We start from the raw sequence: 18,183 nt of genomic DNA, 5'->3' as shown, positions 1-18,183 counted from the left end.
GGCGGCTCTCTTGTTGTTATCGGGACGCTTCAGTACCAGGTGACGCACTGTTCGACAGGGAAGCGTAGCCTGGGAGCGTGGATCGCCCGCTCCCCCGGTTGGCCTACTGCCAGGAGCATGATGGGGATTGCCTGGCGGGGTAGGGGCAGGACCTTCCTCAACCGCTTCTCATCGAAGCCTTCCATGGGGCAGGTGGCGTAGCCATGGCTCTGGAACGCCAGCATCAGGTTCTGCGCCGCCAGTGCGGTGGATTTCACCGCCCAAAGGCGCATCTGGCCCTGGCTGTTGGGTGTGCGCATGACCGCTTTGCGCAAGCCTGTCACGTACGTCAGGCCGCGCTTCAGCAAGCCCCTCCATCCCAGTTGCCCCTGGTTGTACTGGCGTGGCGCGCTCGTCGTGTAGAAGCGCTCGACGGCGGGCGGCACCTCGGTGGCGGGCCAGCGTTGCAGAATCTCCTGGCACGCGAACTTCCAGGTATCGGGGCGTGCCAGAACGGCAATGATCAGGGGCGCTCTGGCTGCACGTTGTCCCAGACAGACCGGGTGCAGGCGTTCGAGCCGCTGCGGGTCTGTGACGACGACGAACGACCATGGCTGAAGGTTGCATGAGCTGGGTGCCAGGACGGCGGTCTCCAGGCAATCCCTGATGACGGCATCGGGCACCTGCTGCTCGGTAAAGCAACGTACCGCACGGCGCCCGTCGACCAGCGCGCGAAAGCCGGCGGCTGTGCTATCTGTCGTCGTGCCGTCCGCCGTGGTCATTGCGCGACGCTCGCATCGGCATATGGGTGGGCGCTGCTATCAGCGCTGATCGCCTGGAACCAGTCGAGCATTTCATCCCAGATGTATGTGGAGGACGCTCTGAAGTAGCCCATGTGGCCGATGGGCTTACCCGTTTCGCCAGGCTTCAGGTCCTGGATCGCCAGGTCTGCATTGCGGTAGCCCTTGACGAACGCGTCCCGCGACGCGGGAGGTGCCCAGGGATCATCGACGGCGTTGGAGAACACGCAGGGCAGGCGAATGTCGGCATATTTCCTGGTCACAGCCTGCATGGACGGGTCGTCAAAGAAGTAGTGGGGGTGCGCGCACCAGCGTTTCCAGTCCTTGTAGACACCCAGCGGCAGGTCATCGCCCATGCCGAGAAGGCTCCAGGCCATATAGCCTTTCCAGGAAACGATCAGCGGCAGGATGGTGGACCACAGGAGGCGAACCTTGAACGCTTCTGCCCTGGGCATCCAGCCGGCCCAGCCGGCACCCGAGCCGAAGCAGTAAGCGGCGCTGACCTTGTGGTGATTGGGCAGCAGGCCGAGGCCATGACCGCCGAACGAGTGTCCCACCCAGTAGAGCGGCAGGTCGTCTGCCATGAACTCCACTGCCGCAGCCAGGTCCTGGAACCCCCAGTCCAGATAGGACATCTCGAAGCCCTTGAGCGACCTGGGTCGTGAGTCGCCGACGCCCCGGTAGTCAAGGGTCAGCACATTGAAACCCTGTGCACTCGCGTGTTCTGCGAAACGCCGATAGAAGCGCTGCTGAACGCCGGTGGCGCCGGCCACGATGAGGTTGCCCTTTTGCCTGCCACAGGCAGCGTAGCGGGTGGCCGCGAGACGATAGCCATCGCTGGCCAGCAGGCTGATCGGCTCGACCATACCGGGATGCTCGGACAGGCGACTCATTGGTTTCGCTCCCGCGCATGGCTTTCGATCAGCGCTTTGCGCAGGACCTTGCCCACGGCGCTCTTGGGCAGTTCGTCGCAAAAGATGATGCGCCGTGGTCGTTTGTAGCTGACCAGGTGTTTTTCGCAGTGTTTCATCACGTGTTGCTCCTCCAGGTAGGGTTGGCGGCGGACGATATAGGCGACAGGCACTTCTCCGGCCTTGTCATCAGGTGTAGGTATCACCGCCGACTCACGGATGCCTGGATGGGCATTGAGGACGCGCTCGACCTCAGAAGGGAAAACCTTGAATCCGGAGCAGATGATCATCTCCTTCTTGCGGTCGATGATGCGGAGATAGCCGTCGGCATCGAAGGTGCCGACGTCACCCGTTCGAAAGAAGCCGTCGGAGGTGAACGCCGAGGCGTTGTCAGCCTCACGTTTCCAGTAGCCGCTCATGATTGCCGGGCTTCTGACGCAGATCTCGCCCTCTCCGATGGTGACCTCGCTGTCGCTCTCGTCACGCAGCGATATCTCGATTCCGCTGACCGGCAGGCCGACCGATCCAGGCCGGGAACGGCCCGCCGGATTACAGGAAATCAACCCGGTTTCGGTCATTCCGTAGGCCTCGGTTATGTGGCACCCGGTAACCTGATGCCAGTGCTTGGCGGTAGCCTCAGAGACGGGCATGCCGGCGCCAAGGCAGATGACCAGCGAGCTGAAATCAAGGGCTCTGAACTCACCGTGCTCGAGCAGAGCGCTGTACAGCGTGTTCACGCCGGGAAAACTGCTGATGCGATGACGTGCCCACTCTCTGGCCAGGGCTGCAGTATCTCGTGGGTTCATCACCGGCACGGCCTTGCCTCCTCGTGCCAGGCTGAACAACAGGTTGCCGAGGCCGAGGATGTGGTAGAGCGGGACGGCCAGCAGCAGGACGTATTCGTGCTCGGCCCGACCGCTCAGATGCTGCCGCAATGCCGAGTACTGCTGTGCCACGTTGTACAGCAGGGCACGATGGCTGATCGGGACGCCCTTGGGTTGTCCCGTCGTTCCGCCGCTATAGATGATGAAGGCGATCTGCCGAGCCTCGGGCCTTGCCATCTGTTCGCTGGCGACGGGGCGGGTCGATGTCACGCGCCGCCAGGACACCGCGTTCTCTACGGCTGCCGATTGTCCTCGAAGGCGTCTCTTGGCGATCCAGTTCACCAGCGGGCGCCTCCATCCCAGCATGTCGCCCGGGGTGACTCGGACCGAGATTGCGATGCCTGCCGCCTGTACTGCATGCTGCATCGGGCCGCTCATGGGGTCGAAAAAGAATACGGCCTTGACGTCGCTGTCCTGGAATATGTGAACCAGTTCCTGCCCGGTGTAGAGCGGGTTTACACATACGGCTGTCAGTCCTGCGCGGATGATGCCCAGGCAGGCAATGGGATGCGCCAGGAGATTGGGCAGGACAACAGCAACGCAGGCGCCTGGCTCGAGCCCCTGACGTGTCAGCCAGGCTGCGATCGAGGCACTCATGGCCTGCAGGTCGGCATAGCTGACATCCACGCCCAGGGCCGAAAGCGCAGCGGCTTCAGGCGCGCGAACAGCACCTCGGCGAAGCAGTTCATCCAGCGTGTCCAATGCCGGTTCATGCAGTTCGTTGTTGTCCTGGGTGCTCACGACCCTCAACCTGCTGTTCTCTTTCTTGTTCGGATGATTCATCGAGGGCTGCTCTGGCTGACCATGTGGGCATTGGCTACGGGTGTACGAGAGGGGCGAGGGCACGCCTCTCTCGCCAGGGCGGGTGCTAGCGGCCTTTGAACAGCGGCTCACGCTTCTGCAGCATGGCCATGACGCCTTCGCGCACGTCTTCGCTGCTGATCAGGCTGAACAGCAATGCGTTGAGCTGCGAAAGCGCTGCGTCATCGCCCTCGTCTCTGGCCTGGAAGGCTGACTGCAGCGTCGCCTTGATCGCGAGAGGCGCTGCCTTGGCGATGCGCTCGGCATACAAGATGGCGCGGGCCAGCTCCTGGCCGGGCTCGACGACCTCGGTCAGCAGGCGCATGTTCAGTGCGTCGTTTGCGCCGAACTCTTCACCCGTCAGCATGTAGCGCATCGCGTTGGTCCAGCCGGCCGCTTGGGTGAAGCGCACCGTGGAGCCACCGGAAGGCGGAATGCCGCGCAGCACCTCCAGGTGCGCAAAGCGCGTGTTCCGGGCGGCGATGGCGATGTCCGCGTTGAGCACCAGCTCTATCCCGGCCGTCCAGCAGGTGCCCTGTACCGCAACGACGACCGGCTTGGTGCGGCGCGGTTTGGACACGCCCCAGGGATCGATGCCTGTGTCCGGGTATTTGAATCCGCCGGAGGCCAGCTTCGGCGTCAGTTCCATCAGGTCAAGCCCGGCCGTGAAGTGCTCGCCGTGAGCGAAGACCACCGCACAACGCAGTTCGTCGTTGCCTTCGTATTCGCCGAGGGCGAGGGCCAGGTCCGTGAGCATGGCGCTGTCGAAAGCGTTCCGTTTCCCGGCCCTGTCCAGACCGACCAGGAACAGGTTGCCGCGTTGTTCACGGGTGACGCGACCTGGGCCGCTATTCGCTTCGCTCATGAGATGCTTCTCCTGCGATGGGTTAGGCAGTGAATTATTACTTACCGAATGTTCGGTTTGAGAAAGCTAACCAAACATTTGGTAAGCGTCAAATTGAGAAGACATGGCTTATGTCGTATGATCAGCCCGCATTATCGAGAGCAGGAAATGTCCGTGCGTCCGTCAAAGATTTCTCGCGAAGAGCTGCTGCAACGTTGCGCCAACACCTTCAAGCGCCTGGGCTATCACGGCACCACGATGGATGCGCTGTCGACGGCCTGCGGCCTGACCAAGGCATCGTTCTATCACCACTACCCCAACAAGGACGCGTTGTTGAAGGACGTCCTGGGGTGGACGCACCAGCGTCTGAAGGTGTCGTTGTTCTCGCTCGCCTATGAAGAGGGGAGCCCTCCCGAGGAGAGGCTGCATGACATGGGACAGAAGGCGAAAAAGCTGTTCCAGGACGACTCCATCGGCTGCCTGATGGGGGTCATCGCCGTTGATGCCAGCTACGGCCGAAAGGAGTTGATGGAGCCGATCCGCGCATTTCTGGACGACTGGATCGCCGCATTCGCCAAGCTCTTCGAGCCAGGAGATGCCGCTGGCGCTGAACCCAAGGCTAGGCAGCTCGTTGCCGATTACGAAGGGGCGATTCTGCTGGCGCGAATCTACAACGACCCGTCCTATATCGACGCGGTAACACGGCGAGCCATCGAACAGCTCAAGCCGACTGACTAGGAACCTTGTCCCCTGGGGTACCAGCGGACTGGGTATTGGTCAGCATCCCTCACCTGAGTGATTCCCTGAACGGTACTGGATATGCAGAAAGCAACGTCGCTGATCGATGAGATTGCCGCAGACCTGAACGGTCTGGAGCAGATGGAAGCGCTGCTTCGCTCACCGAGGAAAGTCGGGATATTCGAGTCATTGAAGCTGGAGTTCGCCGAGGTGACCAAAGGGCGTGTGGTGGTGGCCGGGATCCCCGACGCGCATGCCTACAATCCGATCGGGACGGTGCACGGCGGGTACGCTGCGACGATGCTGGACTCGGTCTGTGGCTGCGCCACCCACACCCTGCTGCAGGCCAACCAGGCCTATACCACCCTGGAGCTGAAAGTGGCATACCACCGTCCCATCACCCGTGACACCGGTCAGGTGCGTGCCATCGGCGAGGTGATGAGCGCCGGCAGGCGAGTGGCCTTTACCGAAGCCCGCATCGTGGACAGCCAGGACAGGCTCCTGGCCTCGGCGACCTCCACGCTGCTGATCATGGAAAAGCCAGCTTCGGGCAAGTGAGTGTCGGCGTCGGGCCTGATCTTTCAGGCCCCTGTGCAGGACTCAAGTCGAGCTCTCCAGCGCCCGCTGGAGTTCCTGCCATATGGCGTTCAGGGGCTCGGCACTTCGCGCGGCACGACACAACGCAACCGAGCCCTCGATCGAGGCGATGACCAGCACTGCCAGGCTCATTGCTCGAGCCTCCGACGCGCCGGAACTCAGCAGCGACTGGCTGATGATGCCTTGCCACTCGCGGAATATGGCGTTGGCCTGGTCCAGCAACTGCTCGTGGATCCGGTGATCCTGTTCCGGGCTGGCATCCCCGCGCTGCTCCGACGAATACTGCTCGACGGCCACGGCGAGCACCGCACAGCCGGCCTGAAAGTCCGTCTCCTCCAGCATCTGCCGCCACCTTGCGACGAAACATTCCAGGCCGACCACGGTGCCGTGCCGGGCGAGAAGTTCTGCCAGCGGAATACTCACCTCACGGCCTGCATGCTCGACCGCCGCCTCGAGTAATTGCTGCTTGCCCCCTGGGAAGTGGTAGGCAATGGACCCCCTTGGCGTAGCGGAGTGGCGGACCACCTCGCGAACGCTGGTGGCGCATACCCCGCGTCGGCGCAGCAGGTCCGCAGCGCCGAGGATCATCCGATCGCGTGTCGATAGAGTCATGTTTTGATTATGCCATCCGTCATATTTGATGTAGTCTCAGTCGTGGCACTATGTCACGTGGCATAGTCGTCTTCCACCCCTGTCCGCATGAGGCGACAACAACATGAATACCCGCCCGCTGCTTCCCAATCCGATTACCTCGATATCCAGAGCGTCGCTCGATACCCCGGATGGCTGGTTGCCATACCCCCTGGGAGACGATGTCCTCGAGGGCCAGCCCGATACCAGGATGAAATTGCTGCGTACCGTGGGTGTGAAAACGCCACACAAGTCGGTGGCTTTTTTCACCTCGCAGCCGGCAAAGTTTCACTGGCGGTTCGACAACGATGAAGCCTTCGTTCTGATCGAGGGAAAGATCGTGATCACCATGGATGATGGCGAGCGCCATGAGATGGGACCTGGGGATGCCATCTCGATTCCGGCCGGGCGAACCGGTGTGTGCGAGGTGCTCGAGTTCAGCCGGAAATTCACGGTCGTCACCAGCGGCGCCCAGGATTGATCGGGTTCACTCCATCGCTTCGTCGATGAGCGATGTGCCGCAGCGCAGGCCACACAGTGCTCGGGCCTGACTTCGGCCTGTATCGACGGCGTTGCTGCTGACCCAGGACGAAGCGATGGGGGCTACCACCGCTTCGTTTCCAGCCAGGCGTTCCTGCAGTCGCCATTCTGCAAGGCCTGGAACAGGCTCTGCTGACGAGGACGGGGAGGTCTCCGGAGCTCAGTCACCATCAGTCAGGCGGCCGTGCTGAAAACATCGAGGGGGCTACCCGTTCGTGCCATCTGTCGGCGAGGGCGAATTGTTCAGGCGGAGGTCCGGGGCATGTGCCCGACGGGCGGCTAAATGCTGAATTGACATATCGGTAAATCTCGATATTATCGCGACATGGACCTGATCAGCATATTCAAAGCCCTGTCGAACCCTACGCGCCTCGAGATCCTCAGAAGGTTGAAGGATCCCGAGAAGGGCTTTCCTCCGCAGGATGAAGGGGACGTGCACACGGTGGGTGTCTGCGTCAGCAGCATCCAGGAAGGTGTCGGTCTGTCGCAGTCGACGGTGTCCGATTACCTGGCGACGCTGCAGCGAGCGGGGCTGGTGGAGGTCCGTCGTGTCGGGCAGTGGACCTACTACAAACGCAACGAAGCGAACATCAGTGCGCTTGCCGAGTTCCTTGGCAAGGAGCTGTAATCTTTTGATCTGATATATCGATATTTCTCGATATCCCTTTTTCGCGAAGTGAGGGTTGAAGATGGCCTGAGAGCAGGAAATTTCGCGAATCTTTTTGCGTTTATATATCGAAAAATCTCGATATCCCTTTTTATCGAAGCGAGGAAATACCATGAAAGCGTTGGTTCTCAACTCATTTGGCGGCCCGCAAGCCTTCGAGCTGCGTGACGTACCCAAGCCAGTGGCGCAGGCAGGGCAGGTACTGGTGCGGGTGCATGCAACGTCCATCAATCCGCTGGACTTCCAGGTCCGGCGCGGTGATTACGCCGATCTGGTGCCATTGCCGGGCATTACCGGGCATGACGTCTCCGGTGTCGTCGAAGCGGTCGGGCCGGGCGTGACGAGCTTCGCGCCGGGCGACGAGGTCTGGTACACGCCACAGATCTTCGACGGTCCGGGAAGCTATGCCGAATATCACGTCGCCGCCGAAGGCATTGTCGGCAAGAAACCGGCGGCGCTGAGTCACCTCGAGGCCGCCAGCCTCACCCTGGTCGGCGGCACGGCCTGGGAAGCACTGGTGGTGCGTGCTGCGCTGAGGGTGGGCGAGCGCACCCTCGTGCATGGCGGTGCCGGTGGCGTCGGCCATGTGGCGATCCAGCTGGCAAAGGCCATGGGCGCCAGGGTGTTCACCACCGTGCGCGAGGCAAACGTCGAGTTCGCCAGAGGGATGGGGGCCGACGTGGTCATCGACTACGAGAAAGAGGACTACGTTGACGCCATCCTGCGGGAAACCAATGGCCAGGGCGTCGATGTGATCCTCGACACCATCGGCGGCGACACGCTGTCGCGCAGCCCCGATGCGCTCGCGCAACTGGGGCGCGTGGTCTCGATCGTGGACATTGCCCAGCCGCAGAACGTCATCCAGGCCTGGGGCAAGAACGCCAGCTATCACTTCGTCTTCACCCGGCAGAACCGCGGCAAGCTCGATGAGCTCCGTGCCCTGGTGGAGCGTGGCCAGCTGCGGCCGCATGTTGGCGCCGTCTATTCGCTTGCGGACGTTCCACGTGCCCATGCGCTGCTGCAGAGCCCCAACAATGGCCTGCGCGGCAAGATCGCGATTGCCATCGAGCCCTCACTGCTTTCGTCAGCGCACTCGACCGTTCAAGCCACCCCGGAGGCAACCCCATGATTCACGAGATTGCGCTGTTGCCCATTCACCGCGAGCGTATCGAGCCGTTCAAGCGCGCCTTCGCCGACGTCGAGTACCTGCTCCGGCGTGCCGAGGGTTACGCCGGCCACTTGCTGGCGCAAGGCATCGAGACGCCGGACGTGTTCAACCTCATCGTGCGCTGGCGTTCACTCGAGGATCACGCGCCGGGCTTCGAGGCGAGTGAGGATCACCGCCTCTTCATGGCGGGGCTGGAGGCGTACTTTGCACAGGAGCCGCAGGTCTACCACGTCGAGGCGGTCATGCCCGGTGAGTCTCCGGCGCCAGGGGCATTCACGTTCGCCGAGTGAGTCGTCGTGGTCGCGCCTCGATCCGGCAGTCGGTTGCTTCCTGCTTCACGGCTGCCGGATCGCTGGCCATGGCCAGGCGCAGCGAACCGAAGAAGAGCGCGAGGGCGTCAGTGGTGGTGCGGGCGCGTGACTTGGCGAATAATCGCGGCCACTCCATCGTCGTCGAGCCATTGTCGGAATGTCCATGAGCACCACCTTGCCGCCCCTCGTTCTGTCGATCCAGTCGCATGTGGCCTGGGGCCATGTCGGTAACGCCGCTGCAGTCTTCCCCTTGCAGCGTCTGGGCTTCGAAGTGCTGCCGATCCATACCGTGCAGTTCTCCAACCACACCGGTTATGGCCAGTTTCGCGGCCAGGTATTCGGTGCCGAACATATCCGCGACGTGCTGCTGGGGTTGCGTGAACGTGGCGTGCTGCCGCGTCTGGCGGCCGTGCTTTCCGGTTATCTGGGGGATGCCGATAGCGGGCGGGTGATTCTCGAGGCGGTGGGTGAGATTCGCCAGCACAACCCGGCGCTGCGCTACCTGTGCGACCCGGTGATGGGCGATGTCGGGCGTGGTGTGTTCGTCAATCCGGCGATTCCCGATTTTCTGCGGGATCAGGCCATTCCCTGCGCCACTATCATCACCCCCAACCAGTTCGAGTTCGAGCTGCTGACCGGCAGCCAGCCGGCCAGCCTGCAGGAGGCCGTCAAGGTCGCCAGGCAGTTGCGCGGACGCGGGCCGGATGTGGTGATCGTCACCAGTCTGGCGACTGCGGACATCCCCGAGGACGAGCTGGGCACCCTGGCGGTGAACGGCGAGGGCGCCTGGCTGGTGACGACACCGCGACTGGCGCTGCACCCCTTGCCAAACGGCATGGGCGATGTGTTCTCCGCCACCTTGCTGGGTCGCCTGCTGGCGGGTCAGGCCCTGCCGCAGGCGCTGGAGCTGGCGACCGCGACGCTCTACGCGCTGGTCGAGCGAACGGCGCAGGGGGCGCGCGACCTGCCGCTGGTCGCGGCGCAGGAGCAGATCGTCGAGCCGGCCCGTGCTTTCCTGGCCAGGCGCTTGCCCTGAACGGGCGTTCGTCGGAATCGGCGTGATCTCAAAGTGATATCGCGGTAATCTGGCCCTGTTTTCGGTCGCGCCTCGAAGCCGTGACCGTTTCTACGGATGGATTTTGACCTTCAACTCCAGCAGGCCACCATCACAGTAGAAGCGTTGTCATGCCGTACCGCCGACTTGTTGCCTCCCTCCTGGCCGTGGCCCTGTGCCTCGTCGCCAATCAGTCTCTCGCTGAGCAGATCAGCGGGCAGCTGCACATCAGTCTGACCATTCTCAAACGCTGCGAAGTATCCGCCGAGCGTGACCAGCAGGCCGTTCGCGTACTCGGCAACGGTTGCGAGCAGGCCGCGTACCAGCTGCAGGACGGGCGCGGGCGGGCGCTGCCGCTGAAGCCCGATGCAGCGGCGGCGTCGGTCTCCACGCAGTCCGTCGCGGATGCCGGCTCGACGCTGGTGGTCTACTGGTAACGCCTCAGTAGTTGATGATCAGCAGCACGTTGTCGGTGTACACGCCGACCGGTGCGTTGGCCTGTGACGGGTCGAGAATCGCCTGGTAGGTGAACGTCTGCGAATCGCCCGTGCCACTGGCGCTCAGTGGCGAGCCGCTGTTCCAGATCAGGCTGCTGCCGTTGTGATAGAGGTTGTAGCGCAGGTAGTCGCTGCCGTTTCTCAGCCGTCGCCAGGGGGCCAGGTAGTTCTGCCCGTCATCGAAGGTCAGCGTATAGCCCTCGGTGCTGGTGCAGGTCACCGCGAAGGTGCGTTGCTGGGCGGAAAACTGGCTGATCAGCGCATTGGCGCCGAAGTCCACGGCAGGCAGCGTGTCGATGCGACAGGCCTTGGTCACGACCAGGGTGATGGTCAGCGTCGCCAGGGAGCCGCTGCCCCAGTTGGTCGGGGCGCCGCAGATGGGCAGGCAGCTCTGGGTCAGTCCGGGGCTGCGGCTCCAGGAACAGAGGTTGAGCGCACCAACGGTGCAGATGGCCCAGTCCCAGCGCAGGGTGATCGTGGCGGTGTAGGTGCCAGCCGGCACATTGGGCCCGGGGTTGGTGCGAAAGTACAGGCCGATGGCGCTGGAGCTGCCGCCCAGTGCGACCAGGTTGATGGCGTCTAGCTGCTGGGGCTGGCCGGCTACCAGCGTCTGGCTGTAGCCGGAGTCGCGGTAGATCGAGAAGGGTATCTGGTTGCCCTGGCCGTCCTGCAGGGCCAGGGTCCCGGCATTCTGCAGCGTGACCCTGACATAGGCGGCGGCCAGTACCTGGAGCACGCCGGGGCAGGAGAGACCCGCACCGGCCGCGGCCTGCTGCTGGGTGGTGCGCAGGCTCAGTGAGTTGCTGCTGCCGAGGCTCACCGACGCCGCATAGATGCCACAGGCATGGGCCGGGGCGACGAGCAGGAGGCAGCAGAGCGTCAGCGCGAGGGCCAGCCAGCGGGTCATGGCCGGGCACCGTCGTACTGGCAGGGAAGCGGGCCGACCAGGGTAATTTCCACGGCGTCATCATCCAGAGTGAACCGGCTGCTGCAGGTCCTGCCATCGGCCAGGCGCACGTCGAGGCGGTTGTCCTTGGCCAGACCTTCGAAGTACAGCAGCCCGTCCCAGCCGATGTAGGTGCGTTGGCCGCTGGGCTGATGGGTCACCTGGCTGCCTCGCGGCAGCGGGCGACCCTGGCCGTCGACCAGCTGGATGCTGGCGGAGAGGGTCATCACCATGGCGAAGTTGAGCAGGGCGCCGCTGCCCTGGTGAACCGCGATGCGCTTCTGGGTTTCGCTCAGGTGCAGGTTGCTGGGCATGTCCAGCAGGTCGACTTCGTACTGTCCGGGGTAGTAGGACGGCACCCAGGGCACCAGCAGATAACCCGCTCTGTCGGTGCGGCCGAGCAACTGGTGCTCGTAGTGCACCGGCACGCCTGACTGGCCTTCGGTGCTGACCAGGACGAAGGCGTCGTCGATGCGGTTGCTGGCGAACAGCTGTCCCTGCATCGCCACCAGGGAGCCGCTGACGCCGCCCCACTGCGTGGTCTGGCCGTCGTTGCTGTAGACACCTGCCTGCACCTGCGCATGGCGCGAGCGCCAGGTCAGGTCAGGTCGGCTTGGCGGAAGTTGCTGTCACCCTCGGCCACGCCCAGGTTCCAGCCCAGGCCACCGTCGCTGGGCGCGTTGCGACTGTAGTTGGCGCGCACGCTCTGCCTACCGTTGTTGTCCCGCTCCACGCCCGTGGTCAGGCTGGAGTAGAGGTCGAAGGGCACGACCAGCTGGGCCTGGATGGCGTGCGTCGCATCGTCCAGCTGACGGTTGAAGGAGAGGTAGAGGCTGCTGTTGCCCCACAGGCTGCGCGACCACGACAGGTTGATCAGGCGGGTCCGCTGGCCACTGTGTTCTTCGCTGGCGAAGTAGCCGATACCGAACGAGCCGAACCCTTCCGGGCTGAAGCTGAAGGTCAGCTGATCCTGCAGTTTGCTCAGCGGGCCGCCCGCGAGGTCGCTGTCCAGCGCCTGGGCGACGCTGAGGTCGGCATAGTCGGCGGTGCGCTGAATGCGCTGGGCGGTGACGCCGAAGCGGCGCCCGTAGTAGCTGTAGCCGAGGCTGTACTGCTGGCCGTTGCCGATGCCAGCGCTATGGCTGATGGAGCTGGTCAGGGTACCGAGCAGGCCGAGCCCGACGGTGGCGCCGATGCCGGCCTGCCTGAGCCCGGCGCCATTCTCGCCGTGCGCCTCCAGGGTGAGGCTGTCGCTCAGACCGTAGCGCAGGCTGCCGCTGCCGACGAGACGGCCGTAGGCGAAATCTTCCACGCCATAGTTGCGGCGCAGCTTGCCCAGCGACAGGGAGAAGTCGGAGAGGCCTTCGCGCAGCAGGCTGTCGGTCACGTAGAAGGGGACGGTCGTCGATACCTGGCGGCCCAGCACGTCGGTGGTGACCAGGGTCGCGGTGCCGGCGCCGCTGATATAGGGCACGGTGTTGAGGGTGAAGGGGCCAGGGCGCAGGTCCTGCTGGCTGACGCGGGCGTCGTCGATGAACAGGTCCACCGTGCTGGGCACCGTGGCATCGCCGTCGAAGCGGGGCAGGGGGTAGGTGATCAGGTCCGGACGCAGGGCAAACTCGCGCGACAGCTGCACGCCACCGAGGCGGACCGCGCTGTTCCAGGTCAGCGCGCCGGTGATCAGGTCGCCGCCGCTCAGGCTGAGCATGCGTTGCTGGTCGTTGAAGCGCCAGGTGGTGTCGTAGCGGGTGTAGCCGTCGCGGTAGCCTGGGCCGGAGAAGCTGTGGCGATACACGCCGGTGTTGGAAATCATGCCGAAGCCTTCGAAGACGCGTTGCTCCAGCCAGGTATTGGCATAGTGGCCGGCGTTCTCGGTGTGGCTGTAGTAGAGGTCGTAGTTGAACAGCGCGCCGAAGGCACTTTGCGCCGGCATCGGTTCGCTCAGGCTGCTGGGACCGAAGCGCTGGTGTGGCAGCCATTCGCTAGGCAGGGTCAGCAGCAGGCGCTGACTTTCCTGCTGATAGTCGCTGTGCAGCGCGTCGATCCGGTCCAGGGCGACCCAGGGCGGCGGCTCGGGGGGCAGGCGAACGCCGGCGGCGAGCAGATCCTCGCGCTGGACGAACAGCCGGCCCTGATGTTCTCTCACTTCCGTTACCTTGCCGCTGGACAGTTGATTGACGATCAGTTCCAGATACAGCACCTGAGCCTGGGCCAGTTGCTCGGCGTCATCGGCATGGGCCGTGCGTATGCAGAGCACGGCTGCCAGTAACAGCAACAGGGGCAGTGAGCTACTCAGTGGCCAGTGCCTGCGCTTGACGACTCTCGTTGATGCGCGCCTGTATGCGCCCGCTGCGAACCCCGCTCGGCATCGGCCAGCGCATCCTGGCGCCGGGCAGGACGTAGCCGAGCAGTCCTTCGGCGACGGGCTGGGGGCCGTTGGCGCGCAGCAGTTCCACCTGCGACAGCCTGGCTGGTGCGGGGCCGACGTTGTGCAGGTGGAGGAAGGTTCCGGCGCGTTCCTCGACGAAGCGGTAGCGCAGGTCCGGCGCCAGTGGCTGACCCTGATCGGGTGCTTCGCGCAAGCCGTCATCCAGATAGGCTCCGGGGCCGACCACGACCAGCGGCACGGAGTAGCGCATCTGGAACTGCACGCCCAGCTGCGACGGATTCGCCCTGGGCGGCAGCACCTCGTCGACCAGTACCCGGTAGGTGCGCAGGGTGCCGGGCGGCGGCGGTTGCAGGTTGACCAGCCTGACCAGCTGGCGCTTGCCCGGTTGCACGGTGGCCATCGGCGGGCTGCCGACCACCTGCTTCTGTTGGCTCAGGCGGTCTGCGAAGGCTTCCTGCTCCCAGGTCATCACCCTGACCTGCAGGTCCACCGGCTCCAGGCCACGATTCTCCAGCCACAGTGCGGCTGACTTCTGGCGATCCGCCTCGATCATCGGGTTGATGGGCCAGATGAGTATGGAGGTGGCCGCCTGCACGGCGACGCTGAGCATCGCTGTCGCCAGCAGGCAGCCGAGCAGCAGGGCGCGCGTGCACATGGCTCAGTAGCTCACGGTAACGGTGACGGTATCGGTGTAGAGGCCGGCCGAGGGCATCGGGCTGACGCTGAACAGGCGGGCGTACACCGGGTAGGTCTGGCTGCCGCCGCCACTGGGGAAGTTGATGCTCATGCGCGTGCCTCCGTTGCTGTCGTCGCCCCAGATGATGCTGCGGGCGGCATCCTGATAGAGCTGGTAGCGCAGGCGCTCGCTGCCCAGGGCGAGGTAGCGGCCCAGGCCGACGCTGCTGGCGTTGAGCCCGGCATTGAGCGAGACGCTGATCGAGGTGCCGGGAGAGCACTGCAGGACGATGGAACCGTTGCCCGGCGTGCTGGCGATGTCCAGGTTGACTGGCAGGCTGCTGACCTGGCCGAACGACAGGTTGCCGAACGAGGTGGCGTCGCTGGCGCCGCTGCCAAGCAGGCAGCCCGCCACGATTTCCGCGCGCAGCTGGAAGCTCTGGCTGACGATCTGGTCGTTGACCCCGGTATCGCCGAGGACCGGCACCACGGGTGCAGCCAGCAGGGTCAGGCAGGCGAGGCCGGCTGTCGTGGGCGAAAGGGCTCGGCACGGCATCACCAGCTCACCGTGACGGTCAGGGTATCGCTGTAGTTGCCCGGCAGCGGCGCGCCCTGGGCCGGTACTCGGGCATAGACCGGCAGCCACTGGTCCTGGCCGTTGCCCATGGCGCTGACGCCGGTCGTATCGTCCCAGACCGTGGCGTGGTCGGCGCTGGTGTAGAGGTTGTAGCTCACCACGTCGGCGCCAGGCCCCGCCATCTGCCGGTTGCTGGTGGTGCCGCTGTGGCCGGCGTTGATCAGCACGCGATAGGGAATGTTCTGCTGGCAGTTGATGCGCAGGGCGCCTGCTCCGGGCTGGCCCACGCGCTCGATGAGGTTGTCGAGCCTGAGGTGGGTACCGAAATCCAGGGTGCCGAAGCTGACCCCGGAACCGCTGTCGCCGCCTGCCTGGCAGGCCGGCAGTACCTCCACGCTGAGGCCGACCGTGGCGGTCTTGTCGACCGCAGGCAGAACGCCCGGGGTCAGCAGGAGTAGCAGGGCGATCAGGCGGTGCATGGCGATTCTTCCTTGGTAGGCGTGACGTCCTCTTGCACGGGCCGTGAGGGATTACCAGGCGATGGTCACCTGCACGGTGTCGGTGTAGGTGCCGGCGACGGGCGTGGTCTGCGCGGGTACGCGGCCGTAGACGACCACTTCTTCGTCATTGCCGGTACCGGTGCCGGAAAGCACGTTGCCGGTGGCGCCGCCATCGCCCCAGGACTGCGTGCGACCGGCATCCTGGTAGAGGTTGTAGTCGATCAGGACGCCGCCGCTGTTCATGCGTCGTTGTCCGCCGCTGGCGTTCTGCCCGGCGTTCAGCGCGATGGTGTAGGGCGTGTTCTGCGTGCACTGCAGGCCGAACGAGCTGCCGCCGGAGTTGCCGAGGGAGCGGCCGTCGATCAGGTTGTTGAGGTCGTTGTAGTCACCGAATGACAGCGAGCCGAGGGTGTTGCCGCTGCCACTGGGACTGCCGTTGGTGACCGTACAGCCACTGCCGATGGTGATCTGGATGTTCAGTTGACCTTGCAACTCGCCGGCCGAGAATGCCGGTGCGGAGAAGAAGAAGAGGGTCAGTACCGCGCTTCTCATGACGCACTTCATCGCTCGAGTCCCTTCCAAACGGAGTTGCTTGGACCATAGTTCAAGCTCGTCGGAGGCTCAAAGACGGCCCGCCCCGTCCGGTTGGCGCAGGCAACGAATATTGCGAATAAATGACTGATTGGTCAGGAGAATTTGTCCGTGTAAGCAATAACCGGAATGACGAACCGGTGATGGCTTACAGGGTTTTCAGAATGCAGCGTCCGGGCCGGATTGCCCGGCCTGGCGCTTTACAGCCGGCTCACTCCGGCAATCACCGGGGTACCGCTCAGCGGGTCGCTCAGCAGTGTGCAGCGCACGCCGTACAGGCGTTCCACCAGCTGCGGCGTGACGATGTCGTTCGGGCTGCCGCTGGCAACGATCCGCCCCTGGTGCATGGCGATCAGGTGATCGGCGTAGCGGCAGGCGCTGGACAGGTCATGCACCACCATGACGATGGTCTTGCCGGCCGCGGCCAACTCGCGGATCAGCTCGAACACCTCGATCTGATGGCCCAGGTCGAGCGCCGAGGTGGGCTCGTCGAGCAGCAGCAGCGGCGTGGTCTGCGCGATGGCCATGGCCAGCCAGGCACGCTGGCGCTGGCCCCCGGACATGGACTCCAGAGGCCGATCGGCCAGTTCGACCAGGTCCGCCGCAGCCAGCGCGGCGTCGACGATCGCCTGATCCTCCTCGCTCCATTGGCGTAGCAGGCTCTGGTGCGGCTGACGGCCGAAGCGGATCAGCTCGCTGACGGTCAAGCCATCCGGCGCGCTGGCATCCTGGGGCAGCAGGGCCAGCCGCCGTGCGACCTCGCGCGAGGGAAGGCTGCCGATCGCCTTGCCGTCGAGCAGCACGCTGCCGGCGCTGGGCTTGTGCAGGCGGGCCAGGCCGGCAAGCAGGGTGGACTTGCCGCAGCCATTGGGGCCGACGATGGCGCTGACCTGGCCGCTGGGGATCGTCAGGTTGAGCGTGTCGATGATCAGGCTCTGGGCATAGCCCATGCTCAGTTCACGGGCTTCCAGGCTCACGTCCGTCGGTCTGGCGTCGGCGAGCAGGGAGGAAAGGTGGGTCATGTCGAACTCCGTGAGGGCTGGCGCAGCAGAATCCACAGCAGGTAGGGGCCGCCGACCACGGCGGCGATGATGCCCACCGGAATCTCGATGGGGGCCAGCAGGGTGCGCCCGACCCAGTCGGCGAGGATCATCATCAGCGCGCCGCACAGCGCGGCATTGAGCACCGGCACGCCGTGCCGGCGGCCCAGGTGACGTGCCATCTCCGGTGCCGCCAGGGCGATCAGGCCGACCGGGCCGACGACGGCAACAGCCAGGGCCGTGAGCCAGACGCAGAGGATCAGGGTGAGCAGGCGCATCAGCTGCAGGCGCACGCCGAGGCCGATGGCGACGCTGTCGGAAAAGCGCATCAGGCTCAGCGCGTTGATCAGCAGCTTGGCCAGGGGCAGGCCAAGCGCCAGGCCGATGCCGAGCAGCAGCACCGAGTCGGCCGGGCGCGCATTGAGGCTGCCGACGGTCCAGGGGTAGGCCGCGTTGGCCGCGTCCATGTCGCTGCGCGCCAGCATGAGATTGGTCAGTGCGCCGAACAGCGCGCCGATGGCGATACCGACGACGATGAAGCGGTAGCCACGCGCGCCGCCGCCTGCGGCCAGGGCGAAGGTCAGCACGGCGGCGGTGGCGGCCCCGCTCAGGGCCAGCGCCGAGGGGGCAAGGCTGGTCGGCACCGCCACGATGGAGGCGACCGCGAAGGCGGTGGCGCCGTTGTCGATGCCGATCACCCCCGGCGTGGCGAGGCGGTTGCGCGCCAGGGTCTGCAGCAGGCAGCCGGCGGCCCCGAGGGCGGCGCCACTGAGCAGGCCGGCGACGAGGCGCGGCAGGCGCAGCTCCTGGATCAGGAACACCTGCAACGGCTCACCCTGGCCAAAGGCGGCCTGCAGTGTCTTCCAGGGCGTGAGGGCGTCATCGCCACTGGCCAGGAGCCAGGTGCTGACGGCGACCAGCAGGGCCCCCAGAATCAGGCCGACCGCCAGGCTGCGTCGATGCAGCAGCAGGCTGCATTCGCCCAGGCGTAGCAGGGAGTGGCCACTGGGGGCGAGGCGGGGGCGTGCGGATAGATGCTTCATG

20 protein-coding genes and 1 pseudogene are annotated in these 18,183 nt (G+C 64.8%); 8 read left to right on the top strand and 13 right to left on the bottom strand.

Annotated features, from left to right (window positions below):
* Positions 1–29 precede the first annotated feature (29 nt).
* The 4 genes from JLK41_RS14290 to JLK41_RS14275 all read right to left on the bottom strand — a co-directional run bounded on the left by JLK41_RS14290 (position 30) and on the right by JLK41_RS14275 (position 4,240).
* Positions 30–761 carry a nitroreductase family protein gene (locus JLK41_RS14290; RefSeq protein WP_210389196.1) on the bottom strand — a complete coding sequence of 244 codons (732 nt, stop codon included), beginning with the start codon at positions 759–761 and terminating at the stop codon, positions 30–32.
* On the bottom strand, positions 758–1,672 hold the full coding sequence (locus JLK41_RS14285) for an alpha/beta hydrolase family protein (protein WP_210389195.1): 915 nt from the start codon (positions 1,670–1,672) through the stop codon (positions 758–760). Before JLK41_RS14285 ends, JLK41_RS14290 begins: the two co-directional genes overlap by 4 nt.
* The gene (locus tag JLK41_RS14280) at positions 1,669–3,357 is read right to left on the bottom strand and encodes an AMP-binding protein (protein WP_210389194.1); all 1,689 of its coding nucleotides are present in this window, start codon (positions 3,355–3,357) and stop codon (positions 1,669–1,671) included. Before JLK41_RS14280 ends, JLK41_RS14285 begins: the two co-directional genes overlap by 4 nt.
* 85 nt (positions 3,358–3,442) lie before the next feature.
* Positions 3,443–4,240, bottom strand: a complete 798-nt coding sequence (locus JLK41_RS14275) for a crotonase/enoyl-CoA hydratase family protein (protein WP_210389193.1) — start codon at positions 4,238–4,240, stop codon at positions 3,443–3,445.
* A gap of 153 nt (positions 4,241–4,393) precedes the next feature.
* Between JLK41_RS14275 and JLK41_RS14270 the strand changes: the two genes are divergently transcribed.
* Both JLK41_RS14270 and JLK41_RS14265 read left to right on the top strand, forming a co-directional pair.
* A complete protein-coding gene (locus JLK41_RS14270) occupies positions 4,394–4,957 on the top strand; it encodes a TetR/AcrR family transcriptional regulator (protein ID WP_037048355.1) in 564 nt (187 codons plus the stop codon).
* 81 nt (positions 4,958–5,038) lie between these two features.
* Positions 5,039–5,515: a PaaI family thioesterase gene (locus JLK41_RS14265; protein ID WP_037047925.1), complete on the top strand. Its 477-nt coding sequence runs from the start codon at positions 5,039–5,041 to the stop codon at positions 5,513–5,515.
* Positions 5,516–5,557: 42 nt separating this feature from the next.
* Here JLK41_RS14265 and JLK41_RS14260 read toward each other — a convergent pair whose 3' ends face one another.
* Positions 5,558–6,142 carry a TetR/AcrR family transcriptional regulator gene (locus JLK41_RS14260; RefSeq protein ID WP_081876427.1) on the bottom strand — a complete coding sequence of 195 codons (585 nt, stop codon included), beginning with the start codon at positions 6,140–6,142 and terminating at the stop codon, positions 5,558–5,560.
* Between the two features lie 127 nt (positions 6,143–6,269).
* On the opposite strand from JLK41_RS14260, the gene JLK41_RS14255 reads away from it, so the two are divergent.
* The 6 genes from JLK41_RS14255 (at position 6,270) to JLK41_RS14230 (ending at position 10,361) form a co-directional block, all read left to right on the top strand.
* Entirely contained in the window at positions 6,270–6,665 is a 396-nt protein-coding gene (locus JLK41_RS14255; protein WP_051800527.1) for a cupin domain-containing protein, read from the top strand.
* 384 nt (positions 6,666–7,049) lie between these two features.
* The gene (locus JLK41_RS14250) at positions 7,050–7,352 is read left to right on the top strand and encodes an ArsR/SmtB family transcription factor (RefSeq protein ID WP_037047921.1); all 303 of its coding nucleotides are present in this window, start codon (positions 7,050–7,052) and stop codon (positions 7,350–7,352) included.
* Positions 7,353–7,503: 151 nt separating this feature from the next.
* On the top strand, positions 7,504–8,520 hold the full coding sequence (locus tag JLK41_RS14245; protein ID WP_210389192.1) for a zinc-dependent alcohol dehydrogenase family protein: 1,017 nt from the start codon (positions 7,504–7,506) through the stop codon (positions 8,518–8,520).
* Positions 8,517–8,849 (top strand): antibiotic biosynthesis monooxygenase family protein, encoded by a 333-nt coding sequence (locus tag JLK41_RS14240; protein ID WP_210389191.1) that lies wholly within the window; start codon positions 8,517–8,519, stop codon positions 8,847–8,849. Before JLK41_RS14245 ends, JLK41_RS14240 begins: the two co-directional genes overlap by 4 nt.
* 184 nt (positions 8,850–9,033) lie before the next feature.
* Positions 9,034–9,906 (top strand): pyridoxal kinase PdxY, encoded by an 873-nt coding sequence (pdxY, locus tag JLK41_RS14235; RefSeq protein ID WP_047592586.1) that lies wholly within the window; start codon positions 9,034–9,036, stop codon positions 9,904–9,906.
* A 149-nt stretch (positions 9,907–10,055) separates the two neighbouring features.
* On the top strand, positions 10,056–10,361 hold the full coding sequence (locus JLK41_RS14230; protein ID WP_210389190.1) for a hypothetical protein: 306 nt from the start codon (positions 10,056–10,058) through the stop codon (positions 10,359–10,361).
* A 4-nt stretch (positions 10,362–10,365) separates the two neighbouring features.
* Here the strand turns inward: JLK41_RS14230 and JLK41_RS14225 are convergent, their stop codons facing one another.
* From JLK41_RS14225 to JLK41_RS14190, 8 genes and pseudogenes are all read right to left on the bottom strand, one after another.
* The gene (locus JLK41_RS14225) at positions 10,366–11,328 is read right to left on the bottom strand and encodes a Csu type fimbrial protein (RefSeq protein ID WP_210389189.1); all 963 of its coding nucleotides are present in this window, start codon (positions 11,326–11,328) and stop codon (positions 10,366–10,368) included.
* Positions 11,325–13,642 (bottom strand): annotated as a pseudogene (locus tag JLK41_RS25370) (fimbria/pilus outer membrane usher protein). Before JLK41_RS25370 ends, JLK41_RS14225 begins: the two are co-directional and overlap by 4 nt.
* A 13-nt stretch (positions 13,643–13,655) precedes the next feature.
* Positions 13,656–14,411: a fimbrial biogenesis chaperone gene (locus JLK41_RS14215; protein ID WP_210389188.1), complete on the bottom strand. Its 756-nt coding sequence runs from the start codon at positions 14,409–14,411 to the stop codon at positions 13,656–13,658.
* A 3-nt stretch (positions 14,412–14,414) separates the two neighbouring features.
* Entirely contained in the window at positions 14,415–14,987 is a 573-nt protein-coding gene (locus JLK41_RS14210) for a Csu type fimbrial protein (protein ID WP_179554265.1), read from the bottom strand.
* Complete coding sequence (locus tag JLK41_RS14205) at positions 14,987–15,487, bottom strand: Csu type fimbrial protein (RefSeq protein ID WP_037047900.1); 501 nt, start codon at positions 15,485–15,487, stop codon at positions 14,987–14,989. The genes JLK41_RS14210 and JLK41_RS14205 overlap by 1 nt, the downstream gene beginning before the upstream one ends.
* Before the next feature lie 51 nt (positions 15,488–15,538).
* The gene (locus JLK41_RS14200; RefSeq protein ID WP_179554264.1) at positions 15,539–16,060 is read right to left on the bottom strand and encodes a Csu type fimbrial protein; all 522 of its coding nucleotides are present in this window, start codon (positions 16,058–16,060) and stop codon (positions 15,539–15,541) included.
* 239 nt (positions 16,061–16,299) lie between these two features.
* Entirely contained in the window at positions 16,300–17,121 is an 822-nt protein-coding gene (locus tag JLK41_RS14195) for an ABC transporter ATP-binding protein (RefSeq protein ID WP_047592577.1), read from the bottom strand.
* A complete protein-coding gene (locus JLK41_RS14190; RefSeq protein WP_210389187.1) occupies positions 17,118–18,182 on the bottom strand; it encodes a FecCD family ABC transporter permease in 1,065 nt (354 codons plus the stop codon). The genes JLK41_RS14195 and JLK41_RS14190 overlap by 4 nt, the downstream gene beginning before the upstream one ends.
* Position 18,183 lies beyond the last annotated feature (1 nt).

This window comes from Ectopseudomonas khazarica, from assembly GCF_017915135.1.
Classification (GTDB): Bacteria; Pseudomonadota; Gammaproteobacteria; order Pseudomonadales; family Pseudomonadaceae; genus Aquipseudomonas; species Aquipseudomonas khazarica.
The sequence above is the reverse complement of the archived record's forward strand: the minus strand, read 5'-3'. Positions and strand labels throughout refer to the sequence as shown.